General features: G+C 71.1%; 17 protein-coding genes. 15 read left to right on the plus strand and 2 right to left on the minus strand.

Features of this window, described 5'->3' with window-relative positions; all coding sequences use genetic code 11:
• The first annotated feature begins 63 nt into the window (after positions 1-63).
• Positions 64-609 (plus strand): HIT family protein, encoded by a 546-nt coding sequence (locus ACWC91_RS06710; RefSeq protein WP_281155405.1) that lies wholly within the window; start codon positions 64-66, stop codon positions 607-609.
• Between the two features lie 21 nt (positions 610-630).
• Here ACWC91_RS06710 and ACWC91_RS06715 read toward each other — a convergent pair whose 3' ends face one another.
• Both ACWC91_RS06715 and ACWC91_RS06720 read right to left on the minus strand, forming a co-directional pair.
• Positions 631-2,298 (minus strand): hypothetical protein, encoded by a 1,668-nt coding sequence (locus tag ACWC91_RS06715; RefSeq protein WP_281155406.1) that lies wholly within the window; start codon positions 2,296-2,298, stop codon positions 631-633.
• Between the two features lie 169 nt (positions 2,299-2,467).
• The gene (locus ACWC91_RS06720) at positions 2,468-4,666 is read right to left on the minus strand and encodes an elongation factor G-like protein EF-G2 (RefSeq protein ID WP_225076219.1); all 2,199 of its coding nucleotides are present in this window, start codon (positions 4,664-4,666) and stop codon (positions 2,468-2,470) included.
• Positions 4,667-4,893: 227 nt separating this feature from the next.
• Here ACWC91_RS06720 and pgsA point away from each other — a divergent pair, with 227 nt between their 5' ends.
• The 14 genes from pgsA to ACWC91_RS06790 all read left to right on the plus strand — a co-directional run bounded on the left by pgsA (position 4,894) and on the right by ACWC91_RS06790 (position 17,477).
• Positions 4,894-5,622, plus strand: coding sequence for a phosphatidylinositol phosphate synthase (pgsA, locus tag ACWC91_RS06725; RefSeq protein WP_225076304.1), 729 nt, complete (start codon positions 4,894-4,896; stop codon positions 5,620-5,622).
• Positions 5,619-6,548, plus strand: a complete 930-nt coding sequence (locus ACWC91_RS06730) for a phosphatidylinositol mannoside acyltransferase (protein WP_281155407.1) — start codon at positions 5,619-5,621, stop codon at positions 6,546-6,548. Before pgsA ends, ACWC91_RS06730 begins: the two co-directional genes overlap by 4 nt.
• The gene (locus ACWC91_RS06735; RefSeq protein WP_376501567.1) at positions 6,545-7,708 is read left to right on the plus strand and encodes a glycosyltransferase family 4 protein; all 1,164 of its coding nucleotides are present in this window, start codon (positions 6,545-6,547) and stop codon (positions 7,706-7,708) included. Before ACWC91_RS06730 ends, ACWC91_RS06735 begins: the two co-directional genes overlap by 4 nt.
• A gap of 80 nt (positions 7,709-7,788) precedes the next feature.
• On the plus strand, positions 7,789-8,331 hold the full coding sequence (locus ACWC91_RS06740) for a LemA family protein (RefSeq protein ID WP_141362720.1): 543 nt from the start codon (positions 7,789-7,791) through the stop codon (positions 8,329-8,331).
• Positions 8,332-8,470: 139 nt separating this feature from the next.
• The gene (gene pdxS, locus ACWC91_RS06745) at positions 8,471-9,385 is read left to right on the plus strand and encodes a pyridoxal 5'-phosphate synthase lyase subunit PdxS (RefSeq protein ID WP_225076222.1); all 915 of its coding nucleotides are present in this window, start codon (positions 8,471-8,473) and stop codon (positions 9,383-9,385) included.
• 40 nt (positions 9,386-9,425) lie between these two features.
• Positions 9,426-10,034 (plus strand): pyridoxal 5'-phosphate synthase glutaminase subunit PdxT, encoded by a 609-nt coding sequence (gene pdxT / locus ACWC91_RS06750; protein WP_225076223.1) that lies wholly within the window; start codon positions 9,426-9,428, stop codon positions 10,032-10,034.
• 47 nt (positions 10,035-10,081) lie between these two features.
• Complete coding sequence (locus ACWC91_RS06755) at positions 10,082-10,834, plus strand: YebC/PmpR family DNA-binding transcriptional regulator (protein WP_225076224.1); 753 nt, start codon at positions 10,082-10,084, stop codon at positions 10,832-10,834.
• Positions 10,835-10,989: 155 nt separating this feature from the next.
• The gene (ruvC, locus tag ACWC91_RS06760; protein ID WP_225076225.1) at positions 10,990-11,538 is read left to right on the plus strand and encodes a crossover junction endodeoxyribonuclease RuvC; all 549 of its coding nucleotides are present in this window, start codon (positions 10,990-10,992) and stop codon (positions 11,536-11,538) included.
• Entirely contained in the window at positions 11,535-12,140 is a 606-nt protein-coding gene (gene ruvA / locus ACWC91_RS06765; protein WP_388476701.1) for a Holliday junction branch migration protein RuvA, read from the plus strand. The genes ruvC and ruvA overlap by 4 nt, the downstream gene beginning before the upstream one ends.
• A 15-nt stretch (positions 12,141-12,155) precedes the next feature.
• Positions 12,156-13,250, plus strand: a complete 1,095-nt coding sequence (gene ruvB, locus ACWC91_RS06770) for a Holliday junction branch migration DNA helicase RuvB (RefSeq protein ID WP_225076227.1) — start codon at positions 12,156-12,158, stop codon at positions 13,248-13,250.
• Positions 13,251-13,415: 165 nt separating this feature from the next.
• Positions 13,416-13,907 carry a preprotein translocase subunit YajC gene (gene yajC / locus ACWC91_RS06775; RefSeq protein WP_225076228.1) on the plus strand — a complete coding sequence of 164 codons (492 nt, stop codon included), beginning with the start codon at positions 13,416-13,418 and terminating at the stop codon, positions 13,905-13,907.
• A 135-nt stretch (positions 13,908-14,042) separates the two neighbouring features.
• Positions 14,043-15,812 (plus strand): protein translocase subunit SecD, encoded by a 1,770-nt coding sequence (secD, locus tag ACWC91_RS06780; RefSeq protein ID WP_225076229.1) that lies wholly within the window; start codon positions 14,043-14,045, stop codon positions 15,810-15,812.
• 1 nt (position 15,813) lies between these two features.
• Positions 15,814-16,941 (plus strand): protein translocase subunit SecF, encoded by a 1,128-nt coding sequence (gene secF / locus ACWC91_RS06785; protein WP_225076230.1) that lies wholly within the window; start codon positions 15,814-15,816, stop codon positions 16,939-16,941.
• The gene (locus ACWC91_RS06790; RefSeq protein ID WP_225076231.1) at positions 16,938-17,477 is read left to right on the plus strand and encodes an adenine phosphoribosyltransferase; all 540 of its coding nucleotides are present in this window, start codon (positions 16,938-16,940) and stop codon (positions 17,475-17,477) included. Before secF ends, ACWC91_RS06790 begins: the two co-directional genes overlap by 4 nt.
• Positions 17,478-17,824: the final 347 nt, after the last annotated feature.

The following is a 17,824-nucleotide window of genomic DNA, read 5'->3' on the forward strand; positions in this document are numbered from 1 at the left end:
GGCCCCCGGGGTATCCCCGGGGGCCTTTGCCTGCCCGCAGGCCGCACGCCATATGCTGCACGCATGACGAGTGAGCCGGAGCAGCAGATCGGAGTGGGGACGCAGGACGCGTTCCAGCGCCTGTGGACGCCCCATCGGATGGCCTACATCCAGGGCGAGAACAAGCCGAGCGGCCCCGGTGCCGACGACGGCTGCCCCTTCTGCTCGATCCCGGCCAAGTCCGACGAGGACGGGCTGATCGTCCGGCGCGGCGAGCTGGTGTACGCGGTGCTCAATCTGTACCCCTACAACGGCGGCCACCTGATGACGGTGCCCTACCGTCATGTCGCCGACTACACCGACCTGACCGAGGCGGAGACCACGGAGCTGGCGGAGCTGACCAAGCAGGCGATGCGGGCGCTGCGCGCCGCCTCCGGCGCCCATGGCTTCAACATCGGCATGAACCAGGGCACGGTCGCCGGCGCCGGTATCGCCGCCCATCTGCACCAGCACATCGTGCCCCGCTGGGGCGGTGACACGAACTTCATGCCGGTGGTCGGCCACACGAAGGTGCTGCCGCAGCTTCTCGCCGACACCCGCGAGATGCTCGCGGAGGCCTGGCGGGCGTAGCCCGCCCGGCGGGCGTACGCCTCACGCGTCGTAGGAGTCGGCCTTCCTCGGCGACACGTCCTGGACGGCGCCGCTGAGGACCGCGGAGCGGGAGCCGAACTTCTCGACGTTCACGCCGTTCTCCTTGAGGACCTTGAGCGCCGCGGCGTGCACCACCCGCAGCACGGGGGTGGCGGCGCGCAGCGCGTCGTCGGCCATGAAGCGGTGCCGCCAGGGCTGGTCGGCCCAGGCGTGCCGCAGGCCGAACGGCTCGGGCAGGGTGAGGCTGCCGCCGAGCCACTTCAGCAGCGGCGGATACCAGGACAGGGGGGCGCGGGCGGCGAGCCGTACCACCTCGTCGGCGTCGATCAGGGGCAGTTTCACCTTGCGGGTCTCCCAGAAGCGGAGCGCCTTCTGGACTTCCTTCTCCTTGGCCGCCGGTTTCTCGTTGAACAGGGGGTTGACCGGTCCCAGGGCGTGGCCGGTGACCTCGATGCGCAGGGTGTCGTGCAGCACCGTGACGGTGACCAGCATGGTGATCACCAGATGGCCGTCCCAGAGGGTCCACTGGACGCCGAGGTAGTGGCGGTCGCCGCTGCCGAACTGCTGCTTGTTGCAGATGTCCTGTATGGCGTGCGTCTTGACCGTGTACGTCTCGACGTCGGTGCCGCTCGGCCGGGAGACCTCCTTGGCGTTCTCCCCGATCGGTGTGACGACCCAGTGGGTGACGGTCGGCTTGGGGAAGCCCCCGGTGTTGATGGAGGTGCGTTCGAGCATGACCAGGCCGCCCTGGATCGCGGTGATGACGTCCCAGCTGCGGAAGGGGTGGAACTCCTTGCCCGGTTCGGCGGGGACCAGTTCCTCGGCGAGCTGCCAGCTGCCCCAGCGGGTGCCCATGCCGAGTATGCCCTTGGGCCCGGCGTAGAAGACGGAGTTGGAGCGCTGCTCGGCGCTGAGCCGGGCGAGTTCCTTGCGTACTTGCTCGGCCGCGTCGCCGGGGTTGCCCGGAACGGCTTCGGGGATCTTGGCGCCCACGCCGCCGCCGGTCAGGAGGCCTTCCCAGCGCTCCCGCAGTTCGCGCGCCGAGCGTTCGCAGATCTGCTTGGCCCAGAACCAGCCGATCACGGGCATGACGACCGCCGCGCGTGCGTACCAGGCCCAGAAGTCGGTGAAGGGCATCTTGATCAGGAAGAGCACGGCGAGTGCGGCCATGGCGACCAGCAGGGTGTTGGCGAGCGCGCCGGCTCGTTTGTCCTCACGTTTGCCGATGGTGGCGCGCAGGGTGAACACGAGCAGCCACACGAGGAGGCCGGGCAGGAAGAGCAGCCCGCACAGTACGGTCACCGCCGTCAGCCAGTTGTCGCGGTCGCGGCGGATGCGGTGGGCGGCCAGGCAGTGCTCCACGACGACCTGGGGTTCGAGGCCGAAGGACTGGATGAGCGGTTTGCGCCCGGCGCCGAGCATGCGGTCGATCACCGCGCGGGAGAAGGCCTCGCCGAACCTGGGGCGGAAGATCTTCGCCCAGGGGCGCGGCAGGCTGACCTTGGACTGGTGCCATTCGTTGTCCGCGGCCAGGATCTTGGTCACTTCGTCGTCCCGGTAGGCGGCCGCGGCGAGCGCGTTGGTCGCCGCCGTCTGCCCCGCCGAGCCGGACAGGGGCACCTGAGCCCCGGGACTGAAATCGAATCCGTCCGTCACTTCCGCCCCCATTGCCGCCGCTCCTGCATCTGCGGCCTTCCCGACTTCCCTGCCCCGCACACCTGTTGATCAGGTCATCAGGGTATCGGCAGCGGAGCGCGTGGACAGGTGGACGGCCGGAGCCGTCCACCTGTGCGCAACGATGCGTTCCAGTGCCCTGGTTGTGCGCCGGGCGCGCCGACTATGAGGCCTCGCGCTCCTGTTGGCGTACCCGGTCGGCCACCTGGGGCGGCATCGGCTCGTGCCGAACGTACCGGCGGTCGAAGCGGGCCGTTCCGTGCGACAGGGAGCGCAGGTCGATCGCGTACCGGCCGATCTCGATCTCGGGCACCTCGGCGCGGATCAGGGTGCGGCCGCTGCCCACCTGTTCGGTGCCCAGCACCCGGCCGCGCCGTCCGGACAGGTCGCTCATCACGGGGCCCACGTAGTCGTCGCCGACCAGCACGGTCACCTCGGCCACCGGCTCCAGCAGGTGGATCCGCGCGTCGGCCGCGGCCTCCCGCAACGCGAGCGCGCCCGCGGTCTGGAAGGCCGCGTCGGAGGAGTCCACCGAGTGGGCCTTGCCGTCCAGCAGGGTGACGCGTACGTCGATCAGCGGGTGGCCGGCGGCGACGCCCTTGGCGGCCTGGGTCCGTACCCCCTTCTCCACCGAGGGGATGAACTGCCGTGGCACGGCTCCGCCGACGACCTTGTCCACGAACTCGATGCCCGAGCCGCCCGGCAGCGGTTCCACCTCGATCTCGCAGATGGCGTACTGGCCGTGGCCGCCGGACTGCTTGACGTGCCGTCCGCGCCCCGCGGACCGGTCCGCGAAGGTCTCGCGCAGCGAGACCCGGTGCGGTACGACGTCGACCTGGACGCCGTAGCGGCTGCGCAGCCGTTCCAGGGCGACGTCGGCGTGGGCCTCGCCGAGGCACCACAGCACCACCTGGTGGGTGTCCTGGTTCTGCTCCAGGCGCATCGTCGGGTCCTCCGCGACGAGCCGGGCCAGGCCCTGGGAGAGCTTGTCCTCGTCGGGTTTGCTGTGGGCCTGGATGGCGAGGGGCAGCAGCGGGTCGGGCATCTGCCACGGCTCCATCAGCAGCGGGTCGTCCTTGGCGGAGAGCGTGTCGCCGGTCTCGGCGCGGCCCAGTTTCGCCACGCACGCGAGGTCGCCGGCGATGACGTGCGTCACCGGGCGCTGCTGCTTGCCGAAGGGGGTGGAGAGGGCGCCGACCCGCTCGTCGACATCGTGGTCCTCGTGTCCGCGGTCGGCCAGGCCGTGTCCGGAGACGTGCACGGTCTCGTCGGGGCGCAGGGTGCCGGAGAAGACGCGGACCAGGGAGACGCGGCCGACGTACGGGTCGGAGGAGGTCTTGACGATCTCGGCGACCAGCGGCCCGTCCGGGTCGCACGGCCGCAGTTCGCGCGGGCCGCCGTCGATGGTGGTGACCGCGGGTGCCTCGTGCTCCAGCGGGGTGGGGAAGCCGCGGGTGATCAGCTCCAGGATCTCCACGGTGCCGATGCCCTGCTTGGCGCCCTCGGCGGCGGGCGCGGCGGCCAGGACGGGGAAGAACGCCCCGCGGGCGACGGCTCGTTCCAGGTCCTCGATGAGCGTCTTGACGTCGACCTGTTCACCGCCGAGGTAGCGGTCCATGAGGGTCTCGTCCTCGCTCTCGGCGATGATGCCCTCGATCAGCCGGTTGCGGGCCTCCTCCAGCTGCGGCAGCTGGTCCTCGCCCGGTTCGGACTCCTTGCGCTCGCCGGAGGAGTAGTCGAAGAGCTTCTGCGTCAGCAGTCCGACCAGACCGGTCACGGGCGCGTGGCCGTCGGGTCCCTGCGGGCCGCGCAGCGGCAGGTAGAGGGGCAGGACGGCGTCGGGGTCGTCCGCGCCGAACGCCTCCGCGCACACCCGTGTCATCTCCTCGAAGTCCGCGCGGGCGGCCTCCAGGTGTGTGATCACGATGGCGCGGGGCATGCCGACGGCCGCGCACTCCTCCCAGACCATGCGGGTCGAGCCGTCCACGCCGTCGGAGGCCGAGACGACGAACAGGGCCGCGTCCGCGGCGCGCAGACCGGCCCTGAGCTCCCCGACGAAGTCGGCGTAGCCGGGGGTGTCCAGCACGTTGATCTTGATGCCGTCCCATTCGACGGGCACCAGGGAGAGCTGTACCGAGCGCTGCTGCCGGTGCTCGATCTCGTCGTAGTCCGAGATGCTGCCGCCGTCCTCCACACGGCCCGCACGGTTCACCGCTCCCGCGGTCAGCGCGAGAGCCTCCACCAGGGTCGTCTTGCCCGATCCGGAGTGGCCGACCAGCACCACATTGCGTACGGATGCGGGATGGTCGGCCGCCATTGCCCTGCCGGCGGCTCCGGGGTGGGTCTGCGTCTTGTCGCCCATGATCCTGCCTCCCGTTGAGGGTGAGGTCACTGTGGGCGCGGACACGCGGCACCGCGTGCACTGGCGGCTCCTGCGACGCCCGCGGTCCTTCGAGCTTTCCACTCCCGTCACGCTGCGTCCATACGAAGGACCCGATCCCGCCGTCGACCAGCGCTTGCGCACGGGTGGCCGCCGGTGCCCGCGGAGGTCGGGCGCCCGACCTCCGCGCACGCGCGTGCGTGGCTACGATGGGCCAGCCGGTGGCCAGCAGGGGCCGCCCGGCGACACCGACCCTCGGGAAGGCCATGCTGAACAAGTACGCGCGTGCATTCTTCACGCGTGTCCTCACACCGTTCGCCGCGTTTCTCATCCGCCGGGGCGTGAGCCCGGACACGGTCACGCTCATCGGGACCGCCGGAGTGGTCGCGGGCGCGCTGGTCTTCTACCCGCGGGGCGAGTTCTTCTGGGGCACGGTCGTGATCACGCTGTTCGTGTTCTCCGACCTCGTCGACGGCAACATGGCCCGCCAGCTCGGCCGCTCCAGCCGCTGGGGCGCCTTCCTCGACTCCACGCTCGACCGGGTCGCCGACGGCGCGATCTTCGGCGGTTTCGCCCTGTGGTACGCGGGTCATGGCAACGACAACGTGCTGTGCGCGGTGTCGATCTTCTGTCTGGCCAGCGGCCAGGTGGTGTCGTACACCAAGGCCCGGGGCGAGTCGATCGGCCTGCCGGTCGCCGTCAACGGGCTGGTCGAGCGTGCCGAGCGGCTGGTGATCTCGCTGGTCGCGGCCGGGTTCGCGGGCCTGCACAAGTTCGGGGTGCCGGGCATCCAGTACCTGCTGCCGATCGCCCTGTGGATCGTCGCCGCGGGCAGCCTGGTCACGCTGATCCAGCGGGTCGTCACGGTGCGCCGGGAGTCGGCCGAGGCGGAGGCCGAGGCGGCCCGGCGGGAGCAGGGGAGCGGGGCGGCGAAATGACCGTCCAGGAGCGGCTCACCGACGGGCTGTACGGGCTCGGCTGGGGCACCGTGAAGAAGCTCCCCGAACCGGTCGCCGTGCGGCTCGGCCGCACGGTCGCCGACCTGGCCTGGCGGCAGCGGGGCAAGGGCGTGCGGCGGCTGGAGGCCAACTACGCGCGCGTGGTCCCCGACGCGGCCCCCGAGCGCCTCGCCGAGCTGTCGCGTGCGGGGATGCGCTCGTACCTGCGCTACTGGATGGAGTCCTTCCGGCTGCCGGCCTGGAGCGCCGAGCGGATCAGGGCGGGCTTCGACCCCAAGGACCTGCACTACCTGACCGACGGCCTGGCGGCAGGCAAGGGCGTCGTCCTCGCCCTGCCCCACCTGGCCAACTGGGACCTGGCCGGCGCCTGGGTCACCACCGAGCTGAAGACGCCGTTCACGACGGTCGCCGAGCGGCTGAAGCCGGAGACGCTCTACGACCGGTTCGTCGCCTACCGCGAGGGCCTCGGCATGGAGGTCCTGCCGCACAGCGGCGGCTCCGCGTTCGGCACGCTGGCCCGGCGGCTGCGCGACGGCGGCCTGGTCTGCCTGGTCGCCGACCGTGACCTGTCGGCCTCCGGGGTGGAGGTGTCGTTCTTCGGCGAGACGGCCCGGATGCCCGCCGGGCCCGCCCTCCTCGCCCAGCAGACGGGAGCCCTGCTGCTGCCCGTCACCCTCTGGTACGACGACTCGCCCGTCATGCGGGGCCGGGTCCATCCCCCGGTCGACGTGCCCGGGACAGGTACGCGGGCCGAGAAGACGTCTGTCATGACACAGGCGCTGGCCGACGCCTTCGCCACGGGGATCGCCGAGCATCCGGAGGACTGGCACATGCTTCAGCGCTTGTGGCTCGCGGACCTGGATCCCGGGCGGGGTCCGGCGCGTCCCGGGAAGGCGACGGCGTGAGGATCGGCATCGTCTGCCCGTACTCGTGGGACGTGCCCGGTGGTGTGCAGTTCCACATCCGGGACCTGGCGGAGTACTTCACCGGCCTCGGCCACGAGGTGTCCGTCCTCGCCCCCGCGGACGACGACACCCCGCTGCCGCCCTACGTCGTCTCGGCCGGCCGGGCGGTCCCGGTGCCCTACAACGGCTCGGTGGCCCGGCTCAACTTCGGCTTCCTGTCGGCGGCCCGGGTGCGGCGCTGGCTGCACGAGGGCCGGTTCGACGTGATCCACATCCACGAGCCGACCTCGCCGTCGCTGGGCCTGCTGGCCTGCTGGGCGGCCCAGGGACCGATCGTCGCCACCTTCCACACCTCCAATCCCCGGTCGCGGGCGATGATCGCCGCGTACGCCATCCTCCAGGCGGCCCTGGAGAAGATCAGCGCGCGGATCGCGGTGAGCGAGTACGCCCGCCGCACCCTCGTCGAGCACCTCGGCGGCGACGCGGTGGTCATCCCCAACGGCGTCGACGTCGACTTCTTCGCCCGGGCCGAGCCCAAGCCCGAGTGGCAGGGGGACACGATCGGCTTCATCGGCCGCATCGACGAGCCCCGCAAGGGCCTGCCCGTGCTGATGCGGGCGCTGCCCGGGATCCTCGCCGCCCGCCCGGGGGCCCGTCTGCTGGTCGCGGGCCGCGGGGACGAGGAGCAGGCGGTGGAGGACCTGCCGAGGGAACTGCGCCCGCGTGTGGAGTTCCTGGGCATGATCAGCGACGAGGACAAGGCGCGTCTCCTGCGCAGCGTCGACCTGTACGTGGCCCCGAACACCGGCGGGGAGAGCTTCGGCATCATCCTGGTCGAGGCCATGTCGGCCGGAGCCCCGGTCCTCGCCTCGGACCTGGACGCCTTCGCCCAGGTCCTGGACCAGGGCAAGGCCGGTGAACTCTTCGCCAACGAGGACGCCGACGCCCTCGCCGAAGCCGCCGTGCGCCTGCTGTCCGACCCGTCCCGCCGAGCCGAACTGCGCGAACGCGGCAGCACCCATGTGCGCCGCTTCGACTGGTCGACCGTCGGCGCCGACATCCTCTCGGTCTACGAGACGGTCACCGCCGGCGCGGCGGCCGTCGCCGCCGACGAACGCACCACGGGGCTGCGGGCCCGCCTGGGCCTGGCCCGCGACTGACCTCGGCGACGCATCCGGGACGCATCCGGGACGCAAGGCCCAGGCCGTCCGGGCGGCGTGTCCCGGTAGCCTTGCCGCCCGTGACCGTAACGCTCATCTGGATTGTCGTCGCGCTCGTGGCCATCGGGCTGTACCTGAGCTGGACGGCCGGGCGGCTGGACCGGCTGCACGCCCGTATCGACGCCGCGCGGGCCGCGCTGGACGCGCAGTTGCTGCGGCGGGCCTCGGTGGCGCAGGAACTGGCCACCTCCGGAGTGCTGGACCCGGCCGCCTCCATCGTGCTGTACGAGTCCGCGCACGCCGCGCGGCAGGCCGAGGAGGAGCAACGGGAGGTCGCGGAGAGCGAGTTGAGTCAGGCTCTGCGGGCCGTGTTCGCGGAGGCCCAGCAGGTCGAGGCGGTGCGCGAGGCGCCCGGGGGAGAGGAGGCGGCGCACGAGCTGACCGAGGCCGTGCGCAGGGTGCCGATGGCCCGCCGCTTCCACAACGACGCCGTGGGAGCCGCCCGCCGGCTGCGCGAGCACCGCAAGGTGCGGTGGTTCCGGCTGGCCGGACACGCCCCGTTCCCCATGGCCTTCGAGATGGACGACGAGCCGCCGACGGCCCTGGCGGAGCGGGCCGCCTGACCGGAACCAGTGGCGCCGTTTCGGGCGGTGCCCGGGCGAAAAGGATCCACCGGGTTCCCATTGGCCCTTGCCGTGGACTGGTCCAATCCCGTTTCCTCGGTGGCGCACCACACCCTCTTCTCACCAAGTGAGGTCACCCGTGTCCACCACGATTTCCGACTCCGCCCAGACCCCCGAGACCGGTACCGCCCGTGTGAAGCGCGGCATGGCCGAGCAGCTCAAGGGCGGCGTGATCATGGACGTCGTCACGCCGGAGCAGGCGAAGATCGCCGAGGACGCGGGCGCCGTCGCGGTCATGGCCCTGGAGCGCGTCCCCGCCGACATCCGCAAGGACGGCGGCGTGGCCCGCATGTCCGACCCGGACATGATCGAGGGCATCATCGACGCCGTCTCCATCCCGGTCATGGCCAAGTCCCGCATCGGCCACTTCGTCGAGGCCCAGGTCCTTCAGTCGCTCGGCGTCGACTACATCGACGAGTCCGAGGTCCTCACCCCGGCCGACGAGGTCAACCACTCCGACAAGTGGGCCTTCACCACCCCCTTCGTCTGCGGCGCCACCAACCTCGGCGAGGCCCTGCGCCGGATCGCCGAGGGCGCCGCGATGATCCGCTCCAAGGGCGAGGCCGGCACCGGCAACGTCGTCGAGGCCGTCCGCCACCTGCGCCAGATCAAGAACGAGATCGCCCGCCTGCGCGGCTACGACAACCACGAGCTGTACGCCGCCGCCAAGGAGCTGCGCGCCCCGTACGAGCTGGTCAAGGAGGTCGCCGAGCTGGGCAAGCTCCCGGTCGTGCTGTTCTCCGCCGGCGGTGTGGCCACCCCCGCCGACGCGGCCCTGATGCGCCAGCTCGGCGCCGAGGGCGTTTTCGTCGGCTCCGGCATCTTCAAGTCCGGCGACCCGGCCAAGCGCGCCGCCGCCATCGTGAAGGCCACCACCTTCTACGACGACCCGAAGATCATCGCGGAGGCGTCCCGCAACCTCGGCGAGGCCATGGTCGGCATCAACTGCGACACCCTCCCCGAAGCCGAGCGCTACGCCAACCGCGGCTGGTGAGCCGGCTCCGAGGGACCGCACGCAGAGAGACCCCACGTACATGACCGACTCACCCGTCATTGGCGTCCTGGCCCTCCAGGGCGACGTACGGGAGCACCTCATCGCCCTGGCCGCGGCGGACGCCGTGGCCAGGCCGGTGCGGCGCCCCGAAGAGCTCGCCGAGGTCGACGGCCTCGTCCTTCCCGGCGGCGAGTCCACCACCATCTCCAAGCTGGCCGTCCTCTTCGGAGTGATGGACCCTCTTCGCGCGCGCGTGCGGGACGGCATGCCCGTCTACGGGACCTGCGCCGGCATGATCATGCTCGCCGACAAGATCCTCGACCCGCGTTCGGGCCAGGAGACCGTCGGCGGTATCGACATGATCGTGCGCCGCAACGCCTTCGGACGGCAGAACGAGTCGTTCGAGGCGGCCGTCGACGTCAAGGGCGTTCTGGGAGATCCTGTGGAGGGCGTCTTCATCCGCGCCCCCTGGGTCGAGTCCGTCGGCGCCGGGGCCGAGGTGCTCGCCGAGCACGACGGCCACATCGTCGCGGTCCGCCAGGGCAACGCGCTGGCCACGTCGTTCCACCCGGAGCTGACCGGCGACCACCGTGTGCACGGCCTGTTCGTCGACATGGTGCGCGCGAACCGGACACCGGAGTCCTTGTAGGATTCCTGCGTTCGTACGCAGACGGGTTACGCGAAGGAGACAGGCAGATGTCCGGCCACTCTAAATGGGCCACGACGAAGCACAAGAAGGCCGTCATCGATGCCAAGCGCGGCAAGCTCTTCGCGAAGCTGATCAAGAACATCGAGGTCGCGGCTCGCATGGGCGGCGTCGACCTGGACGGCAACCCGACGCTCTACGACGCCGTGCAGAAGGCCAAGAAGCAGTCGGTGCCGAACAAGAACATCGACTCGGCCATCAAGCGCGGCGGTGGTCTCGAGGCCGGCGGCGCCGACTACGAGACGATCATGTACGAGGGTTACGGGCCGAACGGTGTCGCGGTGCTCATCGAGTGCCTCACCGACAACCGCAACCGCGCCGCCTCCGACGTCCGCGTCGCCATGACCCGCAACGGCGGCTCCATGGCCGACCCGGGCTCGGTGTCGTACCTCTTCAACCGCAAGGGCGTCGTGATCGTCCCCAAGGGCGACTTGTCCGAGGACGACGTCCTGACGGCCGTCCTGGACGCGGGCGCCGAGGAGGTCAACGACCTCGGCGAGTCCTTCGAGGTGCTCAGCGAGGCCACCGACCTGGTGGCGGTCCGCACCGCCCTCCAGGAGGCCGACATCGACTACGACTCGGCCGAGGCCAACTTCGTCCCCACCATGCAGGTGGAGCTGGACGAGGAGGGCGCCAAGAAGATCTTCAAGCTGATCGACGCGCTCGAGGACAGCGACGACGTGCAGAACGTCTTCGCCAACTTCGACGTCAGCGACGAGATCATGGAGAAGGTCGAGGCGTAAAGCCGCCGCGGATCGCGCGGTCGCCCCGCACGCATGACGGGCCGGTGGGACATTCCCGCCGGCCCGCCGTCGTTGTCGGTGGCAGCGGATAGCCTGGCGTCAGGCAAAGATCACCACCACGGACCGCGACCATGTCACGAGGGGAGGGGACACGCGTGCGCGTACTGGGAGTCGACCCCGGACTGACCCGCTGCGGCGTCGGTGTCGTCGAGGGAGTCGCGGGCCGGCCGCTGACCATGCTCGGCGTCGGAGTCGTCCGCACCCCGGTGGACGCCGACCTGAGCCACCGCCTGGTCGTCGTCGAGCAGGGGATGGAGCGGTGGCTGGACGAGCACCGCCCCGAATACGTGGCGGTGGAACGCGTGTTCAGCCAGCACAACGTGCGCACGGTGATGGGCACCGCCCAGGCCAGCGCCGTGGCGATGCTGTGCGCGGCCCGCCGCGGCATCCCGGTCGCCCTGCACACCCCCAGCGAGGTCAAGGCCGCCGTCACCGGCAGCGGCCGCGCCGACAAGGCGCAGGTCGGCGCCATGGTCACCCGGCTGCTGCGGCTCGCCGCGCCCCCCAAGCCGGCCGACGCCGCCGACGCTCTCGCCCTGGCCATCTGCCACATCTGGCGAGCCCCCGCCCAGAACCGGCTCCAGCAGGCCGTCGCCGCGCACGCGGCCGGACAACCCTCGACAACGAAAGGCCGTACGGCATGATCGCCTTCGTCAGCGGCACGGTCGCAGCCCTCGCCCCCGACGCCGCGGTGATCGAGGTCGGCGGTGTCGGCATGGCCGTGCAGTGCACCCCGAACACGCTGTCCACGCTCCGCCTCGGCCGCCCGTCCAGGCTCGCCACCTCCCTCGTCGTACGGGAGGACTCACTGACCCTGTACGGCTTCGCGGACGACGACGAGCGCCAGGTCTTCGAGCTGCTGCAGACCGCCAGCGGGGTGGGACCGCGCCTTGCCCAGGCGATGCTGGCCGTGCACACGCCCGACGCCCTGCGCCGGGCCGTCGCCACCGGCGACGAGAAGGCCCTCACCGCCGTCCCGGGCATCGGCAAGAAGGGCGCCCAGAAGCTCCTGCTGGAGCTCAAGGACCGGCTCGGCGAGCCCGTCGGCGCACCCGTCGTCGGCGCACCGGTCACCCAGGGCTGGCGCGACCAGCTGCACGCGGCGCTGATCGGCCTCGGGTACGCCACCCGCGAGGCCGACGAGGCGGTGACCGCCGTGGCGCCCCAGGCCGAGGCCGCCGGCGGCACGCCCCAGGTGGGCCAGTTGCTCAAGGCGGCCCTGCAGACCCTGAACCGAGCCCGCTGAGCCAGGAGTACGTGAGTGAACTGGGACGACACGACCGACACGCCCGCCGCCGAGGAGCGCGTCGGCCCCGGGGCGGAGCGGCTGGTGGGCTCCGCCGCCGACGGTGAGGACCAGGCCGTCGAGGCCGCCCTGCGCCCCAAGGACCTGGGCGAGTTCATCGGCCAGGAGAAGGTCCGCGAACAGCTCGACCTCGTGCTGCGCGCCGCCCGGGCGCGTGGCGCCACCGCCGACCACGTGCTGCTGTCCGGCGCCCCCGGCCTGGGCAAGACCACCCTGTCCATGATCATCGCGGCCGAGATGGGCGCCCCCATCCGCATCACCTCGGGTCCCGCCATCCAGCACGCCGGCGACCTCGCGGCCATCCTGTCCTCCCTCCAGGAGGGCGAGGTGCTCTTCCTCGACGAGATCCACCGCATGTCGAGGCCCGCCGAGGAGATGCTCTACATGGCGATGGAGGACTTCCGGGTCGACGTGATCGTCGGCAAGGGCCCCGGCGCCACCGCCATCCCGCTCGAACTGCCGCCGTTCACCCTCGTGGGCGCCACGACACGCGCGGGCCTGCTGCCGCCCCCGCTGCGCGACCGCTTCGGCTTCACCGCGCACATGGAGTTCTACGGGCCCGCGGAGCTGGAGCGCGTCGTCCACCGCTCGGCGAGCCTCCTCGACGTCCGGATCGACACCGACGGCGCCGCCGAGATCGCCGGCCGCTCCCGGGGCACCCCGCGCATCGCCAACCGCCTGCTGCGCCGCGTCCGCGACTACGCGCAGGTCAAGGCGGACGGGACCATCACGCGCGAGATCGCCGCCGCGGCCCTGGCGGTCTACGAGGTCGACGCCCGCGGCCTCGACCGGCTCGACCGGGCGGTCCTCCAGGCACTGCTGAAGCTCTTCGGTGGCGGCCCGGTCGGCCTGTCGACGCTCGCGGTCGCCGTGGGGGAGGAGCGCGAGACCGTCGAGGAGGTCGCCGAGCCGTTCCTCGTCCGCGAGGGCCTGCTCGCCCGCACTCCGCGCGGCCGTGTCGCCACCCCCGCCGCCTGGGCGCACCTCGGTCTCACCCCGCCCGGCTCGTCAGCTGCGGGAAACGGACAACAGGGCCTGTTCGGGGCGTGAGGGCTGAGGTATTGGCCCGGGGAGGAACCCAGGTGTCATGCTGAGCGTTGTTCCTTGCATGCGGACTCGCCTAGACTCCGCCGATGCCGCCTTTGTAGGCAGTACACATACCCCCAACCAATCAGGCCGCTCCCCATCGCGGTCGTGTGAAGGAAGTTCCGACCCGTGAGTCTCGTGACCCTCCTCCCGTTCATCGTGCTCATCGGGGCCATGTTCCTGATGACCCGGTCGGCCAAGAAGAAGCAGCAGCAGGCCGCGGAAATGCGCGACCAGATGCAGCCCGGTAGTGGTATCCGCACCATCGGGGGCATGTACGCCACGGTCAAGGAGGTCAACGACGACACGGTCCTCCTCGACGCGGGCCCGGGCGTCGAGCTGCTGTTCGCCAAGAACGCGATCGCGACCGTCCTGAGCGACGACGAGTACAACCGCATCGTCCATGGCGTCGAGCACGACCTGAAGTCCGACGCCGACCTCGTCCCCGACGACGCCTCCTCCCTCACCGGTACCGACGAGTCCGCCGACACCGACGGCGCCTCCGACGACAAGCCCGTCGACCTCGGCAAGAAGGACGCGGCCGAGGAGCCGGCCGACGCGGCCGAGGCGAAGGCGGAGGACGCGCCGAAGAAGACCGACGGCGACTCCGAGGCGAAGTAGTCACCACCCAGGGCGCGCGGCACGACCTGCGCGCGCCCTGGGATGCGTTCACTTCGCGCGGGATTCCGACACCATGTGATGGCCGTCGCCGAGCTCACCCGGCGCGGGACGGCCCGAGAGGGAGTAGCTGAAAAGGTGGCTGTATCCAAAAAGGGACGCAGTGCGAGCGCCCAGAGCAAGCCGGGGCGCTCGCTGGCCCTCATTCTGATCGCCATCGTGGCGCTCACCGGAGGCATGTTCGTCACCGGCAACACCGCTCCGCGCCTGGGCATCGACCTGGCCGGCGGTACGAGTATCACGCTGCGGGCGGTACCGGAGCGCGGTCAGGAATCCGCGGTCAACAAGGCCAACATGGACACGGCCGTCAACATCATGGAACGCCGTGTCAATGGTCTCGGTGTCTCGGAGGCCGAGGTCCAGACCCAGGGGAATGACAACATCATTGTCAACATCCCCAAGGGCACCAACTCCAAGCAGGCCCGGGAGCAGGTCGGCACCACCGCGAAGCTGTACTTCCGTCCGGTCCTCGCCACCGACATCAGCGGCGCCGCCCCGGCCGAGCCGTCGCCCAGCACCTCCCACAAGGCGAGCGACAAGTCCACCGGCGCGGCGACCCCCTCCGGTTCCCCGACTCCCTCGGCCACCGCGACCAAGCAGGGCCGCCCGGTCACCGACGCCCTGAAGGCGGACGCCACCCCGTCCGCGAGCGGCTCCCCGGCGAGCCCGAACGCCTCGGCGAGCCCGTCGGCCTCCGCCAGCGCCGCACCGTCCCCGAGCAGCGGCTCCGGTGACGCGAACAGCAAGCTCCAGGCCGAGTACGCCGCCCTGGACTGCAGCAAGCAGGACGTGCGCGCCACCGCCGGCAAGGGCGTGCTGCCCGCCGAGTCGACCGTCGCCTGCGGCCAGAACTCGCAGGGCCAGTGGCAGAAGTACCTGCTCGGCCCCGCCGAGGTGGACGGCACCGACGTCAAGAAGGCGGACGCCGTCTTCAACACGCAGACGGCCTCCGGCTGGACCGTGACCATGGAGTTCACCTCCAAGGGCGCCACGAAGTTCGCCGACATCACCGGCAAGCTGGCCCAGAACCCCTCGCCGCAGAACCAGTTCGCCATCGTCCTGGACGGCGACGTCGTCTCCGACCCGTACGTCAGCCAGGCGCTGACCGGCGGCAGCGCGGAGATCTCCGGCCACTTCACCCAGGAAGAGGCGCAGAGCCTCGCCAACATGCTGTCCTACGGCGCGCTGCCGCTGACCTTCAAGGAGGACAGCGTCACCACCGTCACCGCCGCTCTCGGCGGTGAGCAGCTGCACGCCGGTCTGATCGCGGGCGCCATCGGCCTCGCCCTGGTCGTGATCTACCTGGTGGTCTACTACCGCGGACTGGCGATGATCGCCATCGCCTCCCTGTTGGTCTCCGCGATCCTCACCTACACGCTCATGTCGCTGCTCGGCCCGACCATCGGCTTCGCGCTGAACCTGCCGGCGGTGTGCGGCGCGATCGTCGCGATCGGTATCACCGCGGACTCGTTCATCGTGTTCTTCGAACGCATAAGGGACGAGATCCGCGAGGGCCGCTCGCTGCGCCCCGCGGTGGAGCGCGGCTGGCCCCGGGCCCGGCGTACCGTCCTCGTCTCGGACTTCGTGTCGTTCCTGGCCGCCGCCGTGCTGTTCATCGTGACCGTCGGCAAGGTGCAGGGCTTCGCGTTCACGCTCGGTCTGACCACGCTGCTCGACGTGGTCGTCATCTTCCTGTTCACCAAGCCGCTGATGACGATCCTCGCCCGCCGCAAGTTCTTCTCCAGCGGCCACACCTGGTCCGGTCTGGACCCCAAGCGCCTGGGTGCCAAGCCTCCGCTGCGCCGCACCCGCCGTCCCTCCGCCCCCATCGAGACGAAGGAGGCGTGAGGTGTCCAAGCTCGGCAACCTCGGCGCCCGACTGCACCATGGTGAGGTCGGCTACGACTTCATCAAGAACCGCAAGATCTGGTACGGCATCTCGATCCTGATCACCATCACGGCCATCCTGGGCCTGGCGGTGCGCGGCCTGAACATGGGCATCGAGTTCCAGGGCGGGGCGGTCTTCACCACGCCGAAGCACATGAGCGCGTCGGTGGCCCAGGCCGAGGACTTCGCCCACGGCGCCTCCGGCCAGGAGTCGATCGTCCAGAAGCTCGGTGACGGCAGCCTGCGCATCCAGATCGCCGGCATCGAGACCGGAAAGTCCGACCAGATCAAGGAAGCCCTGGCCAAGGACCTGAAGGTCAACCCGGAGCACATCAACGCCGACCTGGTCGGTCCGAGCTGGGGCGAGCAGATCGCCAACAAGGCCTGGCAGGGCCTGGCGATCTTCATGATCCTGGTCGTGATCTACCTGGCGATCGCCTTCGAGTGGCGCATGGCGCTGGCCGCGCTGGTCGCGCTGATCCACGACCTGACGATCACCACCGGCGTCTACGCCCTCGTCGGCTTCGAGGTCACGCCCGGCACGGTGATCGGTCTGCTGACGATCCTCGGTTACTCGCTCTACGACACGGTCGTCGTCTTCGACAGCCTCAAGGAGCAGACGAAGGACATCACCCGGCAGACCCGCTGGACGTACAGCGAGATCGCGAACCGCTCGATCAACGGCACGCTGATCCGTTCCATCAACACCACCGTGGTGGCGCTGCTGCCCGTGGCGGGCCTGCTGTTCATCGGCGGCGGTGTGCTCGGCGCGGGCATGCTGAACGACATCTCGCTGTCGCTGTTCGTCGGCCTCGCGGCCGGTGCGTACTCCTCGATCTTCATCGCCACGCCGCTCGTCGCCGACCTCAAGGAGCTCGAGCCGCAGATGAAGGCCCTCAAGAAGCGCGTGCTCGCCAAGCGGGCGCAGGCGGCGGCGCAGGGCGAGCCCCTGGAGGCGGAGCCCGCCGGGTTCACCGCCGATGACGACCCGGAGGACCCCGAGGACGCCGCACCCGCCGTGGTGGGCCCGCGCAACCAGCCCGCCTCCCGCGGCCGGGGCCGCGGCCGACCCTCGGGGAAGCGCCGATGACCGAGGTCCAGGAACTGCTGCTCAGCCGTATCCGTGATGTGGCCGACTATCCGTCGCCGGGGGTGATGTTCAAGGACATCACCCCGCTCCTGGCGGATCCGGCGGCGTTCACCGTCCTCACGGACGCGCTGGCGGAGGTCGGCACCCGGGAGGGGGCGACGAAGGTCGTCGGCCTGGAGGCCCGCGGCTTCATCCTCGGCGCCCCGGTCGCGCTCCGCGCGGGCCTCGGCTTCATCCCCGTGCGCAAGGCGGGCAAGCTCCCCGGAGCGACGCTGAGCCAGGCGTACGACCTGGAGTACGGCTCGGCGGAGATCGAGGTCCACGCGGAGGATCTGAGCGCGGGGGACCGTGTTCTCGTCGTCGACGACGTGCTCGCGACGGGAGGTACCGCGGAGGCGTCCATCCAGCTCATCCGGCGGGCCGGGGCGGAGGTCGCCGGTGTGGCGGTACTGATGGAACTCGGGTTCCTCGGTGGGCGGACGCGGTTGGAGCCGGCGCTGTCAGGGGCGCCGCTGGAGGCGCTCCTCCGGCTCTGAGCGTGGAGTGTGGGGGCCCGGGGCGCAGCCCCGGGCCCCCTGTTCCGGGGCTGCGCCCCGGCGCCGCCCACCCTCCCCACCTGTCTCGGTGGGTGGGGAGGGTCCCGTCCCTGGGGCTTCGCCCCTGGCCCCCTGCGGGGGCTTCGCCCCCTGCGCCCTCTGGCTTTCCCACTCGCCCATCTGTCTCGGTGGGTGGGGAGGGTCCCGTCCCTGGGGCTTCGCCCCTGGCCCCCTGCGGGGGCTTCGCCCCCTGCGCCCCCTGGCTTTCCCACCCGCTCACCCGACTCGGTGGGTGAAAAGGGTCCCTCCCTGCGGCTTCGCCCCACTTCGCCCCCGGTTTCCCGGCC

The sequence above is a fragment of the Streptomyces sp. NPDC001204 genome (assembly GCF_053598035.1).

What these genes read in the sequence shown, in the direction of transcription:
- ACWC91_RS06710 (WP_281155405.1), top strand. Translation starts at nt 64, where the DNA reads ATGACGAGTGAGCCGGAGCAGCAGATCGGAGTGGGGACGCAGGACGCG.
- ACWC91_RS06715 (WP_281155406.1), bottom strand. Translation starts at nt 2,298, where the DNA reads ATGGGGGCGGAAGTGACGGACGGATTCGATTTCAGTCCCGGGGCTCAG.
- ACWC91_RS06720 (WP_225076219.1), bottom strand. Translation starts at nt 4,666, where the DNA reads ATGGGCGACAAGACGCAGACCCACCCCGGAGCCGCCGGCAGGGCAATG.
- pgsA (WP_225076304.1), top strand. Translation starts at nt 4,894, where the DNA reads ATGGGCCAGCCGGTGGCCAGCAGGGGCCGCCCGGCGACACCGACCCTC.
- ACWC91_RS06730 (WP_281155407.1), top strand. Translation starts at nt 5,619, where the DNA reads ATGACCGTCCAGGAGCGGCTCACCGACGGGCTGTACGGGCTCGGCTGG.
- pdxT (WP_225076223.1), top strand. Translation starts at nt 9,426, where the DNA reads ATGACCGACTCACCCGTCATTGGCGTCCTGGCCCTCCAGGGCGACGTA.
- ACWC91_RS06755 (WP_225076224.1), top strand. Translation starts at nt 10,082, where the DNA reads ATGTCCGGCCACTCTAAATGGGCCACGACGAAGCACAAGAAGGCCGTC.
- ruvA (WP_388476701.1), top strand. Translation starts at nt 11,535, where the DNA reads ATGATCGCCTTCGTCAGCGGCACGGTCGCAGCCCTCGCCCCCGACGCC.
- ACWC91_RS06790 (WP_225076231.1), top strand. Translation starts at nt 16,938, where the DNA reads ATGACCGAGGTCCAGGAACTGCTGCTCAGCCGTATCCGTGATGTGGCC.